11 protein-coding genes and 8 tRNA genes are annotated in these 20,245 nt (G+C 34.8%); 13 read left to right on the top strand and 6 right to left on the bottom strand.

The window, feature by feature from the left end; translation table 11 throughout:
• The first annotated feature begins 98 nt into the window (after positions 1 to 98).
• Both M992_RS07690 and M992_RS07695 read left to right on the top strand, forming a co-directional pair.
• Positions 99 to 1,283: a NupC/NupG family nucleoside CNT transporter gene (locus tag M992_RS07690; RefSeq protein ID WP_053908025.1), complete on the top strand. Its 1,185-nt coding sequence runs from the start codon at positions 99 to 101 to the stop codon at positions 1,281 to 1,283.
• A 163-nt stretch (positions 1,284 to 1,446) separates the two neighbouring features.
• Entirely contained in the window at positions 1,447 to 1,662 is a 216-nt protein-coding gene (locus tag M992_RS07695; protein ID WP_053908026.1) for a DUF3820 family protein, read from the top strand.
• Positions 1,663 to 2,041: 379 nt separating this feature from the next.
• Here M992_RS07695 and M992_RS07700 read toward each other — a convergent pair.
• From M992_RS07700 to gltX, 4 genes are all read right to left on the bottom strand, one after another.
• A tRNA-Ala gene (locus tag M992_RS07700) sits at positions 2,042 to 2,117 on the bottom strand.
• A gap of 87 nt (positions 2,118 to 2,204) precedes the next feature.
• A tRNA-Ala gene (locus tag M992_RS07705) sits at positions 2,205 to 2,280 on the bottom strand.
• A 217-nt stretch (positions 2,281 to 2,497) separates the two neighbouring features.
• Complete coding sequence (locus tag M992_RS07710) at positions 2,498 to 3,535, bottom strand: two-partner secretion domain-containing protein (protein ID WP_053908027.1); 1,038 nt, start codon at positions 3,533 to 3,535, stop codon at positions 2,498 to 2,500.
• Positions 3,536 to 3,688: 153 nt separating this feature from the next.
• On the bottom strand, positions 3,689 to 5,110 hold the full coding sequence (gene gltX / locus M992_RS07715; RefSeq protein ID WP_053908028.1) for a glutamate--tRNA ligase: 1,422 nt from the start codon (positions 5,108 to 5,110) through the stop codon (positions 3,689 to 3,691).
• A gap of 396 nt (positions 5,111 to 5,506) precedes the next feature.
• Here gltX and M992_RS07720 point away from each other — a divergent pair.
• The 6 genes from M992_RS07720 to M992_RS07745 all read left to right on the top strand — a co-directional run bounded on the left by M992_RS07720 (position 5,507) and on the right by M992_RS07745 (position 8,149).
• Positions 5,507 to 5,582 (top strand) — tRNA-Val (locus tag M992_RS07720).
• Positions 5,583 to 5,623: 41 nt separating this feature from the next.
• A tRNA-Val gene (locus M992_RS07725) sits at positions 5,624 to 5,699 on the top strand.
• 31 nt (positions 5,700 to 5,730) lie between these two features.
• A tRNA-Val gene (locus M992_RS07730) sits at positions 5,731 to 5,806 on the top strand.
• 31 nt (positions 5,807 to 5,837) lie between these two features.
• A tRNA-Lys gene (locus tag M992_RS07735) sits at positions 5,838 to 5,913 on the top strand.
• Positions 5,914 to 5,953: 40 nt separating this feature from the next.
• A tRNA-Lys gene (locus tag M992_RS07740) sits at positions 5,954 to 6,029 on the top strand.
• Positions 6,030 to 7,855: 1,826 nt separating this feature from the next.
• Positions 7,856 to 8,149: a helix-turn-helix domain-containing protein gene (locus tag M992_RS07745; protein WP_053908066.1), complete on the top strand. Its 294-nt coding sequence runs from the start codon at positions 7,856 to 7,858 to the stop codon at positions 8,147 to 8,149.
• A gap of 1,373 nt (positions 8,150 to 9,522) precedes the next feature.
• Here the strand turns inward: M992_RS07745 and tssH are convergent.
• Positions 9,523 to 12,144, bottom strand: coding sequence for a type VI secretion system ATPase TssH (gene tssH, locus M992_RS07750; RefSeq protein WP_053908029.1), 2,622 nt, complete (start codon positions 12,142 to 12,144; stop codon positions 9,523 to 9,525).
• A gap of 290 nt (positions 12,145 to 12,434) precedes the next feature.
• Between tssH and M992_RS07755 the strand changes: the two genes are divergently transcribed.
• From M992_RS07755 to M992_RS07775, 5 genes are all read left to right on the top strand, one after another.
• Positions 12,435 to 12,509: transfer RNA gene (locus tag M992_RS07755), tRNA-Arg, on the top strand.
• A gap of 351 nt (positions 12,510 to 12,860) precedes the next feature.
• A complete protein-coding gene (locus M992_RS07760; RefSeq protein WP_053908030.1) occupies positions 12,861 to 13,373 on the top strand; it encodes a lipocalin family protein in 513 nt (170 codons plus the stop codon).
• 361 nt (positions 13,374 to 13,734) lie between these two features.
• Positions 13,735 to 15,666: a glucose PTS transporter subunit IIA gene (locus M992_RS07765; RefSeq protein WP_053908031.1), complete on the top strand. Its 1,932-nt coding sequence runs from the start codon at positions 13,735 to 13,737 to the stop codon at positions 15,664 to 15,666.
• 5 nt (positions 15,667 to 15,671) lie between these two features.
• Positions 15,672 to 17,114, top strand: a complete 1,443-nt coding sequence (locus M992_RS07770; protein WP_231637026.1) for a 6-phospho-beta-glucosidase — start codon at positions 15,672 to 15,674, stop codon at positions 17,112 to 17,114.
• A gap of 128 nt (positions 17,115 to 17,242) precedes the next feature.
• Positions 17,243 to 18,244 carry a LacI family DNA-binding transcriptional regulator gene (locus M992_RS07775; RefSeq protein WP_053908032.1) on the top strand — a complete coding sequence of 334 codons (1,002 nt, stop codon included), beginning with the start codon at positions 17,243 to 17,245 and terminating at the stop codon, positions 18,242 to 18,244.
• An 858-nt stretch (positions 18,245 to 19,102) separates the two neighbouring features.
• Here the strand turns inward: M992_RS07775 and M992_RS07780 are convergent.
• Positions 19,103 to 20,209: a fatty acid desaturase family protein gene (locus M992_RS07780; RefSeq protein WP_053908033.1), complete on the bottom strand. Its 1,107-nt coding sequence runs from the start codon at positions 20,207 to 20,209 to the stop codon at positions 19,103 to 19,105.
• Positions 20,210 to 20,245 lie beyond the last annotated feature (36 nt).

The following is a 20,245-nucleotide window of genomic DNA, read 5'->3' on the forward strand; positions in this document are numbered from 1 at the left end:
TAAGCATTTTCATATTATTGTGACTTTAATCTCATTTTATTGTTTCTTGTTACATAGAATGAAGTCATTAATTATTTACTGATCTGATGGAGTCGCTAATGACCTCAATCCTACATTTTATCTTATCACTAGTTGTAATTTGTGGACTGGCTATCTTAGCTAGTAATAACCGTCGAGGGATTCGTCCTCGTTATATTATTCAGCTGCTAGTTATCCAAATTGGGCTTGCATGGTTTTTCTTAAGCTCTGATGTAGGTGAAGGTTTTGTGCGTGGCTTCGCAAATATTTTCCAATATCTTTTAGGATACGCGCGGCATGGGACTGAGTTTGTCTTCGGCGGCATGATGGAGGGTGGACTGGCATTTTTCTTCTTACAAGTACTTTGCCCGATTATCTTTATTTCTGCACTTATTGGTATTCTGCAACATATTAAAGTATTGCCATTAGTTATCCGTGCGATCGGGACTGTTTTATCTAAAGTCAATGGCATGGGAAAATTAGAATCTTTTAATGCGGTGAGCTCATTGGTGCTCGGCCAATCAGAAAACTTCATTGCATACAAAGATATACTTAATAAGATGTCAGATCGTAGAATGTACACTATGGCAGCAACGGCGATGTCTACCGTTTCCATGTCGATTGTTGGTGCTTACATGACTATGCTAGATCCTAAATATGTCATTGTTGCATTGGTGTTGAACATGTTTGGTACCTTCGTTGTTTTATCACTTATTAATCCGTATGAGGTTGATAAAGAAGAAGATATTCAAATGAATAATCTTCATGAAGGTCAAAGTTTTTTTGAAATGTTAGGCGAATACATTCTGGCTGGTTTTAAAGTTGCCTTGATTGTTGCAGCAATGCTGATTGGTTTTATTGCGTTAATAGCAATGGTAAATGGTATTTTCTCTGCAGTCTTTGGTGTTGATTTTGAGACTATCCTCGGCTATGTATTTTATCCTTTTGCTTGGATCCTCGGTATCCCTGCGGATGAAGCATTAAAAGTGGGTGGGATAATGGCGGTTAAATTGGTGTCTAACGAATTTGTTGCCATGGATAGCTTGACCAAAATTATTGGCGAACTATCTCCACGTTCTATCGCTATTCTGTCTGTTTTCTTAGTCTCTTTTGCTAACTTTTCTTCTATTGGAATTGTAGCGGGAGCGATTAAAGGCTTAAATGAAAAACAAGGCAATACCGTTGCACGTTTTGGATTGAAATTATTATACGGCTCAACGCTGGTCAGTTTCTTGTCTGGGGCTGTTGTTGGATTAATTGTCTAATATTCAGAGCATAAATAATAGCAAAACGGCATTCTTAGGAATGCCGTTTTGCGTTATATTGCTTATTATTTTTTATGACTAGATTCAATGAATACATTCTAACAACAGTGAACAATAACAATCCTATCATTGGGATTAAAATCTTTGAGGGAGATCTGCTAGTATGGAAAAACACGATTTATTAGATATTGCTAATACTATAATGCCGTTTGGCAAATATCATGGCAGAGTACTGATCGACCTTCCTGAAGAATATCTACTATGGTTTTATCGTAAAGGAACCTTTCCCGCAGGTCGTTTAGGCCAATTGATGGAGATGACCCTAGCAGTGAAGATTGAAGGGCTTGATGGGCTAATTAAACCGCTAAAGCGCAAATAAGTGCTTTAGCGGCTCTAGATTGATTTTAATCCGATTATCTATACACACTTATATTTTGTAGCAGAAATGCCAATGAATTGGACTAGACTGCTTATTCGTCGTCGGTTTATATCCATATAGCTGCTGAAATATAGCGTGTAAAAATAACACGATATAAAAATATCGGCGGGAGGTCTATCTGCAACAGCTTATATCCACAATAGACTATGAATTATTAGCTTGCTAGAGCGATAGATGGTAGAGAGATGAAAATGATCTAAATAGCGAGTGCGCTGCATGAATTTGTAGGATAGACAAAACCGGAAGGTTATTTACAGAGTGGACTTATTATTTGCTCAATAGTAAAAACCCCGAAAGCACACTTTCAGGGTTTAAGAATTGGTGGAGCTAAGCGGGATCGAACCGCTGACCTCTTGCATGCCATGCAAGCGCTCTCCCAGCTGAGCTATAGCCCCGAAATACAAAAAATTATTTATATTTATCAACTATATAGTTAGATTACATAGTTAGACTTCGATAAAACCAATCTATCTGGAAAAGATTGGTGGAGCTAAGCGGGATCGAACCGCTGACCTCTTGCATGCCATGCAAGCGCTCTCCCAGCTGAGCTATAGCCCCGAACAATTCTGTATCTGTGCAGAATGATATTCAAGCTTAGCTAAGGTGTCAATTAAATAATACGATTTTGCGTTTATCTGCTGAAATATAGAGCGTTTTTTATTTTTTCAGTAGTAAGGGGTAATAGCAATTTGGCGATTATTAGTATACAACAAGTGGGGCATACGCTATCGAGTATGCCCAGATACGGCTTTAAATATAGAATTAAACCCAAACTTTAATAGTCAAATCCTCCACCAATATACAACCTTGAATGGGTTAATCTAAGCTGATTATGTTTCTCTATATCATCATTATTGAATAGATTGTTTGCAGAGATCATTAATGCGCTATTGTTAATTTCAATTTCTGAATGATAAAACCTAGCTTGTCTTAAATTTAAGATAGATGATTGTTTAGTATTTTCAGAACTTATTCTTAGTTTTGATTTTGGTGCGCCATAATAATGACCTTTTGATGTGATGTTCAATTCATTTACATCAATTAATCCATAGTTTTTTATATTATATCTATGATCGCTACGGATAAATAATCCACCAGAAGTAATAGAAGCTAATTTCTTAATTTTAACATGAGTAGGTCTTCTTTGTATGGTTAATTCTGGATCTTGAATGTTCTTATTATCTTTATTATTTTCATTAAAATTATCACTACCCAAACTATAAATATTAATATTTTTATTATTAATGTTTCTTCCTGAAAATTTAATATTATTTGAGACGATATTAAGGTCACCTTTTGTGCGTTCATTGCGTAAGTTATTTATGATAATTGCCTTTCTATTATAACTGACTACCTTTGTATCTTCTTGATTTATTTTGATTAATTTGCCTGTTACTAGTGTGGTTTTATTAGTGAAACCACAACCATTACAGTTTATTCCGTTAGGATTAACGATAAGGTGATGTGCATTTTCACCAGCGATTTCAATTATTCCATTAATATAGCTAGGATATTTTGAGGTTACCTCACTAATAATCATTTTAGCAGCAGGTATATTATCTTGTTTTTTATTATTAAGAATTAAACCTTTTCCATCAATATTAAATTTAATATAATAATTATGCGATAAACCTCCTTTATCTGCAGGGTTAATATTTACAGTATCTATATTTTTATTATCTATAGTTAAAGTTTGAGGTTTATTTTGATCAGGAATAATGTGATTAGTTTGATTATTATTATCAGCTATAGAAACACTACTATTAATAAATATACTCAGACTAATATATTTAAATAATGATTTTTTATTCATATAACATTCCTTGTATTTGAATAATGAGGAGAGTGCTATATTGCGATTATTTTTTTATTGAGGTCAAGTTATTTATTGGATTACTTTATTTCATTGTACAAAAATAGCCCCATAAAAATAAACCTTATGAGGCTATAAATAGAAATAATAAAATTATTGAGCAGAAGCCTCACGTTCAGCAATAAATGCTAAGGCTTTATCAATACGAGCCAGCGAACGAGACTGACCGATAGCATGAACAGTAACATCTAAACCCGGTGATTGACCGGCGCCTGTCACTGCTACTCGTAAAGGCATGCCGACTTTACCCATACCGACATTCAATTCAGCAGCTGTTGCTTCAATAGCTTGATGTACATTTTCAGCTGTCCATTCAGTAATTGCTGCCAGTTTAGCTTTAACAACTTCTAACGGTTGACGAGCAACAGGACGCAAATGTTTTTTCGCTGCATCAGCATCAAAGGCATCAAAATCTTCATAGAAATAACGGCAAGATTCTGCAATTTCTTTCAATGTTTTACAACGCTCTCCTAATAGCTTAATTAATTCAACTAATTGTGGCCCTGTTTGGGTATCAATACCTTGTTGTTCAATATGCCATGCTAAATGTACGGCAACTTCTTCTGGCGGGAGAGTATTAATATAATGATGATTCAGCCATAGTAATTTGTCAGTATTAAATGCACTGGCAGATTTACTAATTGCATCCAGACTAAAATGCTGGATCATCTCTTCGAGACTGAAAATTTCCTGGTCGCCATGAGCCCAGCCTAAACGAACCAGATAATTAAGTAGCGCTTCTGGCAGATAACCGTCATCACGATATTGCATTACGCTAACCGCACCGTGACGTTTAGACAGTTTTTTACCATCATCACCTAAGATCATAGATACATGCGCATATTCAGGGACTGGGGCATTTAACGCTTTTAATATATTAATTTGACGAGGAGTATTATTGATATGGTCTTCACCACGGATAACATGGGTAATTTCCATATCCCAGTCATCAATAACGACACAGAAGTTATATGTTGGAGCACCATCAGTACGACGGATGATTAAATCATCGAGTTCTTGATTGCTGATTTCGATAGGGCCACGGATTTTATCATCAAAAATTACTGAACCTTCTTGTGGATTACGGAAACGTACCACATGCGGCTCATCTGGAGTATGACTATGTGCATGATCACGACAGCAACCATCATAGCGAGGTTTCTCACCATCGGCCATTTGCTGCTCTCTGAGTGCATCAAGACGTTCTTTAGAACAATAACAACGATATGCAGTACCAGCATCCAGCATTTGATCAATAACTTCATTATAACGATCGAAACGTTTAGTCTGGAAATAAGGGCCTTCATCCCAACCTAAATTCAGCCAGTTCATCCCGTCCATGATGGCATCAATGGCTTCCTGAGTAGAGCGTTCAAGATCGGTATCTTCAATACGCAGCACAAACTCGCCTTGATTATGACGGCTAAAAAGCCAGGAATAAAGTGCGGTACGTGCACCACCAACATGCAAATAGCCTGTAGGACTTGGCGCAAAACGGGTTTTAATTTTACTCATCAGGATTGCCTTATTACGTTACGTTAGTTCGTACGTGTTTATTCCCACCTAATTTTTAACATTGATAGATAAGATGGGAGTAGTGAAATAAATAATATTTTAGCCATTTTAACACTGCCATGCAGATCCTCAATGAGGTAATTACGGTTAGACGATGAAAAATCGAAGAAAGTGAGAAAAAAAAGATAAAATTAATGTTTATAAAAGATTGGGTTTCATTGCGAACAAAACACAATGAGTAAAATGATAATGTTATTGCACAAAATTGATTAAATGATATTCTCTGTTGGCGATATTTGGCGCATCTTGATTAATTTTGCAACGAACGAAAAAAAACTATAGAAAAATCGTTGACTCAGTCAGAAGTATCCCTATAATGCACCTCCATCGACGACAGGGCGATTAGCTCAGTTGGTAGAGCACCTCCCTTACAAGGAGGGGGTCACTGGTTCGAGCCCGGTATCGCCCACCATATTCTGTCGACGATGATGAAGTAAAAATAAATAAGTAATTGGGCGATTAGCTCAGTTGGTAGAGCACCTCCCTTACAAGGAGGGGGTCACTGGTTCGAACCCGGTATCGCCCACCAATTACTTATAATATGATAGCTACCATGAAGTGGGCGATTAGCTCAGTTGGTAGAGCACCTCCCTTACAAGGAGGGGGTCACTGGTTCGAGCCCGGTATCGCCCACCACTTCATAAAAAATAAGTTAATATTTTTAGATGGGTCGTTAGCTCAGTTGGTAGAGCAGTTGACTTTTAATCAATTGGTCGCAGGTTCGAATCCTGCACGACCCACCACTTAAATCTATTATAATATTTAAATTAGCCATATCTAGATGGGTCGTTAGCTCAGTTGGTAGAGCAGTTGACTTTTAATCAATTGGTCGCAGGTTCGAATCCTGCACGACCCACCATCTAAATAAAATCTTCAACACCTTCAACACCTTCAACACCTTCAACACCTTCAACACCTTCAACACCTTCAACACCTTCAACACCTTCAACACCTTCAACACCTTCAACACCTTCAACACCTTCAACACCTTCAACACCTTCAACACCTTCAACACCTTCAACACCTTCAACACCTTCAACACCTTCAACACCTTCAACACCTTCAACACCTTCAACACCTTCAACATCATCAATACCTTCAAAAATTTTTGTTACATAGCATTAATCATGTATCTATTACCTTGTTAAAATGCTTATTTTTGTGTGTCTATTAATTGTTTTAATATAAAGCGTTGAATTATATGGTTATTACCAGGTCGTATGATTAAATTTTATTTTAGAGGGATAAATTATTTTTATTTAGTGAATAAAGTGAAATATCATGTTTTTCTCATCATTATATTTTTTATGGGAGCAGTATCACTATGAGATTGAAATGAATATATATATATTCTATAGCTAATTTCTTTCATAAAATTAATCTATCAATAATAGAGATTTAGATGTGGTTAATTTGATTTATCAGTATATATATGATTGTTTTTTATCAATAAATCAATAGCTATTTTTATAGTACCCCATAGATAGATAATAATTAATTTCGTTTAATATGAGGTTATTTGTTTATATATATTAATATTTTGAATTTCCATCTCATATTTATAGCATCAAATAGCTTTATGTTCTCTATTTTAATGTTTTTTAATTGCTTAATTTCATATTATGCTCTAATTAAGATTGAAATTTGGTTTTTTGTTTCATATTTAAGTCGATAATTAAAATAATAATTGTAGTTTGTTTTGTTTAGAATTATTAATTACCTATAATATGCGTAATTACTATGTCGTAGTAGCTGTTGTCAGTATAAGGATAATAAAGGCCGATCTTAATTAGATGGTCTTATTTAAATAACCTAATACTAATTTTTTGAAGATTATTAACATAGTAAATATCATTTTATAATAATAGCTGTGTGTTTTATAAATTTTAGATATGTAACTACATACTTTCACTATAGCCTTATTATTAGTTATTTATTTCAACTAAGATGAGTTAAATTGTTATTTCATAGACGGAGGATCTTTTGCTGGGTGTTTTAGTCAATTGGAGTTGTAAAAGTCGGATTTTGTGGCTATATAATTAAAGTTGTAAGCTGTTATTAATTAATATTAATTATCGATACGAGGTAGGAATTATTTTTATAATAGAATCAGTTATACAGCATAAATATATCAATATAACTTATTGATATTAAGAAAAATAAATGTATATATTGAAAATTACTATATATATTTACTTAGGTTTACATTACTGCGTGGTCTGATATGGGTAAAGCACTCTTTTAATGATTAAACTTATGTGTAATCATTAATATTGTTACAGTGTTAAATTATACTATTTATTTTGATTTTTTTTAGGTTTTTTATCGGTGTAAAATAATTAATTCAGTTGATTATATGGTTAATATACCCCTGGATAGCATACGGTTAATTTCACTCATACAGTGAGTTTTTTTGCTAAATATTTGATTTTATTGCTTATATTGTTTTAAATTGTGGGGTGTTAAATGATGCTCATATTTAGTTACAAATGTTAATTGTCATATTGTGATTAGTTGAAACTAATTACGCGGCTAGTATATCATCCTCAACGAAATATAAGGTTTAAATATAGTTATTAACTTCTAAATGCCTTATTATTAAATAAACATAACAATAAAAAGACACAGAATTCACCTGCTGATTTTTTATTACCATTAATTTTATAAATTGAAGCGAGAATGTTTATGAATACGAAATATCCTGTCGCTTGTGCCGTTGGACAAAAAATTAAGTCACTGAGAAAATCTCAAGGTTATACAGTATTTCAATTAGCTAAAGAGATTGATATCAGTGAGCAACAATTGTTTCGTTATGAGCGAGGCGTTAACCGAATAGATATTGATTGCCTAGTTAAGGTATTGAAAATATTAGATGTTAATATGGGTGACTTTTTTGAGGATATCTTAAAAGAAAGCGCTAACGAAGAAGACGGTGGCGACGCTAAAGTGTTTAGTGACTCAATCTATCCTTTGCTCTAATAATTTATGTTCCATAGCAGAAATAAAAACAAGCTATAAATAGCTTATCTGGATGAGTATTTGCTTATAAATTGTATTTAATTTCTATAATGTATAGTTATTTTTTAATGAAAATTAGCATAAAAAACATTCAGTAAAGTCAAAATAATTACTTATATCTAATATAGACTCCCATTAAGGAGTCTATATTTTTTGTGATAGTGATATATTTATCTATAAATATAGAATATGGTTATTTTTTATATTGATATTTTTGTTTTTATATTATGGTGAAAATTAAATATCTAATTTTTTATAGATAATCATAACAAGGTCTGTAGTAAAATGATTGAATACGTTAATTATTATTGGTAAATAATGATCAAAAACTAAAATATTAGACAGCAATCTTTTTAATTGAAAAATTATGGCAGAGTTAATTTTATACTGTGGCAGATTGTACCATTTACTCGGGTATTTATTTTGTGCTATTTCATGCGTGATTAGAGGATGGCTATGTTGTCATTGGTTTCGTAAAAAATGAAGCTGGCGTGTGATGGAATCTAATTTAAACTCAATTGATCTAGCATTTGCGTGATTAATCTTCGTGAAGCATTGTTAGAAATTAGACCGTTTTTCATAAATGTTAGATCATTTAATGTTGTGATGGCGGTAACCGGACCTACAGTGATTGTGTTATCAATGGATACGAAATTATCAGTTTTTTATAATCTTTGTGGCTGCGATACCGTAGCCTATACATAAATCAACTCGCGTATATATTTTGAAAAAGCACGTATTATCATCATATACATTATCCTTTTTTGGGCTGACTCTATTCTATAGTGCTACTGAAAACTGGAACGGTAACACACTCAGCATAGGCTTTATCGATAATAAAAACTTGATTATCAGTCGTATCTATAATTATTGACTTTAAGGCTAAGATTAAAATTATACTGATATAATCATTTCTGTTGGATTGTTGGATTGTTGGATTGTTGGATTGTTGGATTGTTGGATTATAAAAATATAAATAACCGATAATCTTTCGAACTTAGTAATATTCCGCTGCATGGTGGGAAGATCGAATCTAGTGTTGCTAGTGGAAATTTCATCATAGAGACACTTAGTGGTGTAATATACAGTTTTGCTTAGTTAAAGATTGTATCTGATAAAATAAGCTATATTTTTTGATCGTCAATTCAATCTATAATATTGAAAAAGATTAATTGATATTAGATTTGATCGCCAATATTTGGTGTATTCATAGTAGTGATAAATTTCAGTTGCTCGTTGCATATTTGAAAATTAAATTACTGTGAATAAATTAGTAGATGCTTTGTTACTAACTGAACAAAGCATTTTTAAAGAGATTCTAGGCATTAATAAGATTAATATGTTGTAGTGCTATTATTTATTATAGCTATAAACTCATGATTTTTAACAGATAATGTAATTATTGAAATATCATCACCATGGGCAGTATATTGCAGTAATAGCAATGATAAAGGCGGTAGTAACGCTCCATCAATGATTGATTCTAAGATTCTGGCCCCATTCTCTGATCGATTAGCACGAATTAAAATCTCGTTATAGACCTCATCCTCAATTATAACTTCAGCATTAAATCGATGTTTTAAACGATTCTCTAAATAGCTTAATTTATCTTGCACAATTAAGGTTAATGTCGCTTGATTTAGCGGTAGATAGGGAATGATTTCCATACGAGCGAGTAAAGCAGGACGAAAAAAACGTGTAAGTTCAGGATAGAGCGCATCACGTAATAGGTCTGGTTGATCTGCATTATCAACAATAATCTGGTCGCCTAAATTAGAGGTTAAGAAAAAAGCAATATTTTTACAATCAATAATGCGGCCTTCGCCATCCGCTAATTCACCTTTATCAAAAGCTTGATAGAATAAATTTAAGATATCAGGATGAGCTTTTTCAACTTCATCTAATAGAACGACTGAATATGGCTTGCGTCGAATAGCTTCAGTTAATATTCCACCCTCACCGAAACCGACATAGCCAGGAGGCGCTCCTATCAGGCGTGATATCGTATGTTTTTCTTGAAACTCTGACATATTTATAACCGTTAGATATTGGTTACCGCCAAACATTAATTGGGCAATTTGTATAACAGTTTCTGTTTTTCCAACACCACTGGGACCAGCCAATAAAAATGCACCTAATGGGCGACCAGAACGGCGTAAATCTGCTCTGGCAGTGAGTAAATGTTTATGTAAATCAGCAATAGCTAATGCTTGGCCTTTGATTGATTGCTCAAGATAGCGAGGTAATTCAGTCACAACCGATAAAGCATCCTGAGATAACCGATTGAGTGGAACACCCGTCCATTCTGCAATAACTGCGGCGACTTGGTGCTTATCAACATGTGGAGAAATAAGCATCGAGCATTGTTGGAGTTTATCTAACTCATTAGTTAATTGATTAAGTTGCAGCTTAATGGCGGCTATATTATTTACATCATGACAATTATCGCTGATTAACTCACTAAGTTGAGAGCGTAATCTAATGATTTGATTGACTAGATTTTGTTGAGTTTCCCAATCATTTTGTAAACTAGTCAGTTGTTGTTTTAATTCTTCAGATTTATTGGTTAATTTAGATAAACGCTCGGTATGGTTATGCAAACCTAATTGTTGTTCATGAACTAATAAATCTTGCTCCATAGAATATTGATATAGCTTAGTTTTTAATGTTGAAAGCTTTTTTGGTGGCGAGGTCAAATTAATTGCGGTACGTGCACAGGCGGTATCTAAAACATCAATTGCTTTATCCGGTAATTGACGGCCAGACAGATAACGTGCGCTTAATTCTGCACAGGCACATACGGCCTCATCGTCAATAAATACTCCATGTGCAGATTCATAAACTGCTCGTAATCCTCGCATTATAATAGTTGCTTCAGCGGCTGTAGGCTCTTTTACTGGCACTTGTTCAAAGCGTCGAGTAAGCGCTGCATCTTTTTCAAAGTATTTCTTATATTCATTCCAGGTTGTAGCTGCTATTGTTTTTAGCTCACCACGTGCAAGGGCTGGTTTTAATAAATTAGATACATCCAATCCTCCTTGAGCATTGCCAGTACCAATTAATGTATGTGCCTCATCAATGAACAAAATAATAGGCTGAGCAGATTGGTTTATTTCCTGAATAATTCCTTTAAATCGTTTTTCAAATTCCCCCTTAACCGCAGCACCCGCTTGCATTGCAGCAAGATCAAGCATCAATAATTGACTATTTTTGAGTTTTTCTGGTACATCATTAGCGATAATACGTAGAGCAAGCCCTTCAATTAATGCACTTTTTCCAACTCCAGGCTCACCAACGACGATTGGATTATTTTTTCTTCGTCGGCACAGAATATCAATTAATAAATCAATTTCATGATCTCGACAGAGCACCGGATCGAAGCGTCCGTCAGCAGCTTGCTGAGTCATATCTTGACTAAATCGTGATAAAAGACTCTCTGAAGAAACCGTTGCCATTATGCTATCGCGGCTTTCTGCAGTATTTTCAATAGAATTTGATAGCCAGTTATTAAAGCTGAGTTTAAATTGTTCCCGGTTAATAGGCGTTAATAATTCAGCTGCTGGACGAGATAGATACCGGTAAGGTGTTTGCAACAGGGTCAGTAACATTACTCCAGAGCGCAGTTGAGAATGCTGCATTTCCGCAGAAGCTAGTAGCCAACTATCTTTTAACCATTCAACAAGTAATGGTGAAAAGCTTGGAGACTCTTGGGATATTAATTGATGTGGGGGGGTAAAATAACTTAGTTGAGTGATGAACTTATCAATGTGAATTTTTGATTTCTCACAAATTAGAGGTACATCACTAAGAGATACATCGAGTAATTGCAATAAAAAAAGTGAAACTGTAATTTCAGATTGTTGTTCATGCACACAGCGGGCCGCCGCATTTTCCATTGCTTGGCGTGTGACAGGATTAAGTCGGTTAATCAGAGTGGAAAGATCTATTTGGATCATCAGTGCATCCTAGCTAATTGATGGATAGAAAGTGATTAACTCAGAGAATTACTTATCGAATACTGAGTTGTGGCTAGAATGTATATCGGCAAGAATAGAGGATTTTCTAATATTTATAGTTCATTCAATTAACTATTTATCAGTAACTAGCCTTAGAATAAATAAGAATAGTCTATTGTGATAATGGCCAGAATCTGAAAAATTCCCTATGAATAGATGTAACAACTTGATTTACATAGAGGGTGGCGGTATCATTATCGCCGCTTAGCACACCGGTTATTATAGTTGATGTCCTCTTAGTTAAATGGATATAACAAGCCCCTCCTAAGGGCTAATTGCAGGTTCGATTCCTGCAGGGGACACCATAACCGAGTTCGTTGCAGTTCACCTCAGTCTGCTAAATCCTTTTGTAATCGGCATCTCCAAATAAATCCTGTTCGTTATAGTTCGCATTAGTTCGTTGACAGCCGCATGCCATCTTGGGTAGATTTTGGGGAAATATTTTTCCCAATGTTAACCGTAAAATAGATCGTAGTAGCAAAGAGCAAAGATAAGCCAAATCGATTAAACTGCGTAGCAAATTATATATTCTAAAAATAAGTTAAGAGATATTGCCTAGTAAAAGGCAGTGAAAGAGATTATATATAATAGTAGTAAAGTTGGTTTTATCTCAATTGAGATACTATTGATATATTCTTAATTAGGGTGGGGGGGATATGTTTCGATCATTTTTTATTTTGTTAAGTTCATTTCTGATTAACGGGTGCAGCGTTAAAGTACCAAGTGATATTGATCCAATTAAGAACTTTGATTTATCGCGTTATCTAGGGGAGTGGTATGAGGTTGCTAGAATTGACAACCGTTTTGAGAAGGGATTAACTCAAGTTTCTGCAAATTATTCTCTACGTGAAGATGGTGGCGTTAAAGTTGTTAATAAAGGTTGGAGCGCGACTAAAAAAGATTGGAAGGAAAGCATCGGAAAAGCCTATTTTGTTGAATCTCCGCAAACGGGAGCGCTAAAAGTTTCATTTTTTGGTCCTTTTTATGGTGGATATAATATTATTAAACTTGATGATGATTACCAATATTCATTAGTTGTAGGGCCGGATAAAAATTATCTATGGGTATTATCTCGAACACCGACAATGCCTGCTGAACTTTTAAATCAATATCTTCAGTTTGCAAGTGAATTAGGTTTTGAACGTCAACGTATTTTAGTTTTTAAATAAAAATAAATAGACGGATATTTAACGAGTTTATTTCATGGAATAATCAATTTTAAGACATCTTATAGGTTATTCCATGGTTAATTTTAGAACTAATAACTGTTCTAATGTGTTTTTTATCCCTTATTTTGAAATTTTCCTGTCTAAATTATATTTCGCTGAAATAGCCTCGTATTATCTAATTGTATCTTATCCTTAGCCTCTTTTTGACTTATTCAATCTTTAAAATAGTACCTCTTAATTTTGCGGCCTAGTGCACAAAACAAATTGAAACCGGTTGCAAGCTAGTTTTATTGCGTCAACAATGTATTGAAATCGGTTTCAGTGGCGCATATTCCAAAATATAAGTCAGTAAGGTACGCTCATGACAAAGATTCGAGATTATTCAAAATTAGCGAGTGATATTCTTAAAGAGGTCGGTGGAGAAGATAACCTTATCGGCTTTTCTCGCTGTGCAACTCGCTTACGATTAGTTTTAAAAGAAATCCCCAAAGAAGCGATTGATAACATCAAAGCTATGCCGGGTGTTATTACAGTTATTATTAACAGTGGACAATTTCAAATCGTTATCGGTACTCATGTTGCAGATGTGTATAGCGCCATGAGCAAACTGGTTGATTCAGATTTATTGCAGGCAGCACCAAAACAAAAAAAACGGATTTTAGACGCTATTATTGCAACGATGTCTGCTGTTTTTGCACCTTTTGTGTATATTTTGGCATCTGCAGGTATTTTACAAGGCGCACTAATTATTGTTAAGCTGATTGATCCTAGTTTCAGTAACACAGGAACTTTTAGTGTTCTGAATTTTATGTCATGGACTCCATTCGCTTTTCTACCGGTATTTATCGCTATCACCGCCGCCAAACATTTTAAATGTAATACTTATATCGCGGTATTGTGCTGTTGTGCATTGATTAACCCCGAGTGGGCATTAATTGCTGGCCGTATTGCTGGTGGAGAATCAATTACATTTTTATCCTTTCCATTAGCCCAAACGGTTTATACCTCTTCAGTATTACCGCCATTAATTCTTGTTTGGGGATTATCTTGGGTACAACGGTATGTGGAAAAAATATTACCTGATGTTATTACTGCCTTATTTACCCCATTGATTTGTATGCTAATTGTAGTACCTGTGACATTGATTTTGACAGGACCTGCAATGACCAATGTCGCTGAAAGTCTGGCAAATGGTTACAATTGGTTGTTTGAAACTTCACCATTCCTTGCCGGAGGTGTTATCGGCAGTTTATGGCAAATTGTCGTTATTTTTGGGGTTCATTGGGGAATTACTCCGGTGATTATGGCCAACTTTGACTTATATGGCCGTGACTCTTTCCAAGCTTTCCAGACCATGGCTGTTGTTGGACAAATGGCGGCAGCATTTGCCTGTGGTTTAAAATCACGCAATAAAGAATTCAAAACAACATCATTCTCCGCAAGTGTTACTGGTATTTTTGGTATTACAGAGCCTGCTATTTATGGCGTTACGTTACGCCTGAAAAAGCCATTTATTTGTGGATGTATTGGGGCTGGGGTTGGCGCTATTGTTACGAGTTTCTTTGGCAGCTATTACTACGCCTATGCTGGGTTACCAAGCATACTGACTGTGGTTAATGCTATTAATCCTACTAATCCAAGCTCATTTATTGGTGAAGTAATCGGAGTTACCGTTGCGATTATTGTCACTGTAGTGTTGGTATTGATTATTGGATTTGACGATCCGCAAGACAAAGCGATAACTGAAAGTGCTCATCAGAATGGAGCAACTACGAATTTATCAGAAACAGCACCTACATCATCCCCATCAACAACAACGAATTTTTTTGTAGCTGATAATACATTTATTAGCCCTGCCAATGGTGAAATTATCCCATTAGAAAATGTTAATGATGAAAGCTTCGCCCAGAAGTTACTGGGAGATGGTATTGCCATAATTCCTAGTGACGGACTAATCAGTGCCCCGTGCAATGCCACTGTTGCCTCTGTGATTGGGTCACAACATGCGGTTGGTTTGACTTGCGAAAATGGTGTCGAAATATTAATTCATGTGGGACTCGATACAGTAAAACTTAATGGACAGTATTTCCATACACTAGTTAAAGAAGGCGATAGGGTGAAAGCAGGAGACCCACTGATTCGATTTGATAAATCTAATATTGAGAAAGCCGGCTACGATTTAACGACGCCAGTTCTGGTTCTCAATAGCGATGAGTATCCACTTCAGATATTGACAGCGCCCGGAAAGATTACTACCGGACAACCAATTTTTAAGTTATCACCAGAAAATTAGGAGCAATCATGCGTAATACTTTACCTGACAATTTTTTATGGGGCGGAGCTGTTGCTGCTCATCAACTTGAAGGTGGTTGGGATCAAGCAGGAAAAGGCCTCAGTGTTGTTGATGTTTTAACTTCAGGCGCTCATGGTAGATTAAGAAAAATCACCGAAGGGATTGATCCTAATGAGCAATACCCAAATCATGAAGCTATTGATTTTTATCATCATTATAAAGATGATATTAAATTAATGGCAGAGATGGGGTTCAAATGTTTTCGTACTAGTATTGCGTGGACTCGTATTTTCCCAAATGGAGATGAAACAGAACCTTGTGAAGCGGGATTACAATTCTATGATGATTTATTTGATGAATTATTGAAATATAACATTGAGCCGGTTATTACGCTTAGCCACTTTGAAATGCCTTATTATTTAGCCAAAAAATATAACGGTTGGATGGATAGAAAAGTTATTGATTATTTCGTACATTTTTCAATGGTGGTGATTGAACGTTATCAGCATAAAGTAAAATACTGGATGACATTTAATGAAATTAATAATCAGAAAAATGTTGCTGCTGATATTTTTGGTTGGATGTGCTCTGGCGTAAAATATTCCGAGTTTGAAAAACCTGAAGAAGCAATGTATCAAGCGGTTCATCACCAGTTTGTGGCTAGTGCATTAGTCGTAAAACAAGGCCATGAAATTAATCCAGATTTAAAAATTGGCTGTATGTGTGCATTTGTCCCTTACTATCCTTATTCATCGAACCCTGATGATGTGATGCTAGCCGAAATTGCTATGCGTGATCGTTATTATTTCTCAGATGTAATGGTGCGTGGATATTATCCTGCCTATGCTAAAAAAGAATGGCAAATTAAAGGCTATAACATCCTTATGGATGAAAATGATGAGGCTATTTTACGCGCAGGAAAAGTAGATTACATTGGTATTAGTTATTATATGTCTAATACGGTGAAATCAGATGTAGTAAAATCGAATGCTGAATCAATGGATGGGAGTAGTGAATTTTCGGTTAAAAATCCGTACTTAAAAGCCAGTGACTGGGGATGGCAGATAGATCCTGTTGGCTTACGCTATACACTTACTTCATTATATGAACGTTATGAAAAACCAATATTTATCGTAGAAAATGGTTTTGGTGCTGTCGATATGCCTGATGAAAAAGGATATTGTATTGATGACTATCGAATTGATTATTTACGCGCTCATATTGATGAAATGATTAAAGCAGTAACAATTGATGGTGTTGACCTTATGGGATATACCCCATGGGGTTGTATTGATTTAGTCTCTTTTACTACGGGCGAAATGAAAAAACGTTATGGCTTCATTTATGTTGATAAACATGATGATGGCACAGGAACCTTAGCTCGTTCACGTAAAAAATCATTCTATTGGTTTAAAGAGGTTATTGAATCAAACGGAGAAAAACGCTAATCAATATGATAGACTGTGCTGTGCAGGGAGCTTGGCACAGTCTATTTAATTAGCTAGCTAATATAGCCCGCCGTTCATCCCGCCTAACTTTCTTCTTCATTCCATTTTATTTCAAAGACGGTTTACTTATGGTTACCATGCTTGATGTAGCGCTAAAAGCGGGCGTTTCAAAATCAACAGTATCGCGTGTGCTTAATGGTAAAAATATTGTTCGTGAAGATGTAAAACAGCGTGTTTTGGCCGCAATTGACGAAATTGGTTATCGGCCTAATTTACTGGCGCGTCAGTTAGCAACAAGTAAAACCTATTTAATGGGATTTGTAATGACCAATGCGTTATACAATGGTTCTTATTTTTCGACCATTGTATATAATATCGCCTCATCCAGTGAAAAACATAACCATCAGTTAATTTTAGCGGATGGTAAACATAGTGCAGAAGACGAACGTAAAGCGATTAATTTTTTATTAGATATGAAATGTTCAGGTATTATTGTTTATCCGCAATATTTATCTGTCCAAGAACTTGAAGAAATTATAAGCAATAATACTACGCCTATTATCGTAATTAATCGTTATTTACCTAATTATATAGAACAGTTTGTGACTGCTGATCACGTTCAAAGTAGTGAAATATTAATAAACTTTGTGCTAGAGCAAGGGCATAGAGAAATTGCTTATATTCATGGAATGAAAGATTCATTTAGTGATCATTATCGCTATGCTGCATATAAAAAAGGATTAGCGAGACTAAATATCCCTTTAAATGAACAGCTTGTAGTATTTGGTGATTGGTCATTAATTAGTGGTTATACCGCGACAAAAGAGCTTCTAGCTAGAAATATAAAATTTACTGCGTTAGTCGCGGGTAATGATGATATGGCTTTTGGGGCTATTAAAGCATTAAAAGAAGCGGGCTATCGATTGCCTGAGGATATCTCTATCGCTGGATTTGATAATACGATGATGTGTGAATATACTTTACCGCAACTTACTAGCGTTAATTTTCCTTTTGATGAAATTATTGAACAAGCTATTATGAGAATAATAAATCCTGAATTAGCGCATAAAGAGAATGAGATTAAAGGTAAATTAGTTGTTAGAGACTCAGTGATTAAATTAAATGTATAAAATTAAAATAATAAACTAATTTAAAATACAACAACTCATGCTTATTCAGTATAAATAGATGAGAGGTATAATTAGTTATCTGATAATAATCCAATATAATTATATTATTTATATAAAATGAATTAAATCATGTTCGATTAGCTATTTTCTAAGCTGATCTGACGCTAATATAATGGTAATTGTGGGTTACTAAATAATTTTACATTAATTTTTCGATTTAGCGTTAATTCAGGCTGAAAAAGGAAAAGTGTGTCAGCATCACTAAAAAATTCGGTTCTTTTCTACCTTATCCATTGGTATCAGGTAGAAAATGGTGCCTTGGCTAAACGCCGAGGCATTTTTTTACAATAACATTTATCATCGCCTTTAACTGAATGTTTTATGTTACCGACTGATACGAAAATAAAAATAGGATGATAATGAGGTAGAGGGATCTAGAAACTGTGTTACAGTGTTGCTTCAATATGTCATATTTAGATTATTTTGTTTTATTATTATAGGTTTAGCTAAAGTTGATTTAATTAACATAGGCTTATTTAATACAAGTATATTCACTATAGACTTATTTAATATAGATATGATATTTATCAGAAGTAATTTATAAGGCAGAATACAAATGAACTGGCCTATTTTTTTTCGAAAATTAATTAAATTCATTCAAAATACTATGATTATTGTATTAGTTCTATTATTTATCTTTGGGATGATTAATTGGTTTAGATAATTAACTAAATTTATTTTTTATTAAATTATTTTTATATTTCAATATAGTAGCTACTCTAGCACAGTGGTTCTATTTTTTTAGCTCAATATTAATCAATATTTAATATTGAGCTAATTAATATGAAATTAATTACGTTAATCTATTTTATTCATATTATTTGTTCCCATTCGACGCAGAAATGATATTTGTGATTTAACCAATTGACGATAACTAATACAACGATATGGCATTTTATATTCGTTAGCTAGGCGCGCAATTATTTGGGCAAGGGCTGGATAATGGCGATGGTGCCAACCAGGAAATAAATGATGCGTTAAATGATAATTTACTCCGCCGGTCAATCGCCACAGCCAATGAGGGCTGGGTAACCAATCGCAGGCGGTCATAAAATTATGCTGATACCAACCATGGGGCATCTGATGATTGGCGGGAGGTGTGAAAAACTTGGTTTCAGCCCAATGGGTTCCAAGCAGTAGATATACAACAAGCATTGAAGCCATCATTTGGCTGACTAAATAAGTGAATAAAATCGTGCTAATACTGATCCCGTGAGTGTGAGCTATAGCGAGAGGTAAACCAATCATTACGGTGAGATGCAATAATTTACTGAGTAAAAACAGTAACCAGCCCTGCCAACCAGATAATACATTATTCTCGCGTAAACGTGTTCTTCCGGTACGGTCAGCCCAATCAAAGACTAGTGCAACCCATGATAATGATAAAGCAGCAATTAACGGCCAGTAAATATGTTGGTAGCGCATAAAACCGCGCCATTGCTGAAATGGTGTTTGACGGAAAATGCCATTTTCTTCGATATCAAGATCATAGTGTTCAATATTGGCGTAATGATGATGGTAATCAACATGTCTTACACGCCAAAAATCGGGATCTATACCTAAAGGGAGCGTGACTAAGCGTCCTACAATACGATTTATTCGTGTGTTTTTAAATAAGGTATTATGGCAGGCATCGTGTTGGCAAATAACATTAAGAAACATGATAAGGATGACAAAAAAGCTGTAAGCCATAATATAAACAGCGCTAGATTGTGTGGATAACGCGTAAAGATAACTGGCTATGGATAATAAAAATAAACCTCCAGCGACAACTATATTTCGCTTATTAGCTAAACGGTGATCGTTATTTTTTTGCAAATAATCCTGACTAGCTTGGAGTAATGCTTGATGAAAAGCAGTTTCATCCGCGGTTGAAAAGTGAATATATTTGGACGATGGATTCATTGATTCTCCGTATAATCAAGATTTAATTTTTTGCTG

It is taken from the genome of Moellerella wisconsensis ATCC 35017 (genome assembly GCF_001294465.1).
Classification (GTDB): Bacteria; Pseudomonadota; Gammaproteobacteria; order Enterobacterales; family Enterobacteriaceae; genus Moellerella; species Moellerella wisconsensis.

Excerpts from the sequence above, each read along its gene's own strand:
- M992_RS07690 (WP_053908025.1), top strand. The coding sequence starts at position 99 with ATGACCTCAATCCTACATTTTATCTTATCACTAGTTGTAATTTGTGGA.
- M992_RS07695 (WP_053908026.1), top strand. The coding sequence starts at position 1,447 with ATGGAAAAACACGATTTATTAGATATTGCTAATACTATAATGCCGTTT.
- M992_RS07710 (WP_053908027.1), bottom strand. The coding sequence starts at position 3,535 with ATGAATAAAAAATCATTATTTAAATATATTAGTCTGAGTATATTTATT.
- gltX (WP_053908028.1), bottom strand. The coding sequence starts at position 5,110 with ATGAGTAAAATTAAAACCCGTTTTGCGCCAAGTCCTACAGGCTATTTG.
- M992_RS07745 (WP_053908066.1), top strand. The coding sequence starts at position 7,856 with ATGAATACGAAATATCCTGTCGCTTGTGCCGTTGGACAAAAAATTAAG.
- tssH (WP_053908029.1), bottom strand. The coding sequence starts at position 12,144 with ATGATCCAAATAGATCTTTCCACTCTGATTAACCGACTTAATCCTGTC.
- M992_RS07760 (WP_053908030.1), top strand. The coding sequence starts at position 12,861 with ATGTTTCGATCATTTTTTATTTTGTTAAGTTCATTTCTGATTAACGGG.
- M992_RS07765 (WP_053908031.1), top strand. The coding sequence starts at position 13,735 with ATGACAAAGATTCGAGATTATTCAAAATTAGCGAGTGATATTCTTAAA.
- M992_RS07775 (WP_053908032.1), top strand. The coding sequence starts at position 17,243 with ATGGTTACCATGCTTGATGTAGCGCTAAAAGCGGGCGTTTCAAAATCA.
- M992_RS07780 (WP_053908033.1), bottom strand. The coding sequence starts at position 20,209 with ATGAATCCATCGTCCAAATATATTCACTTTTCAACCGCGGATGAAACT.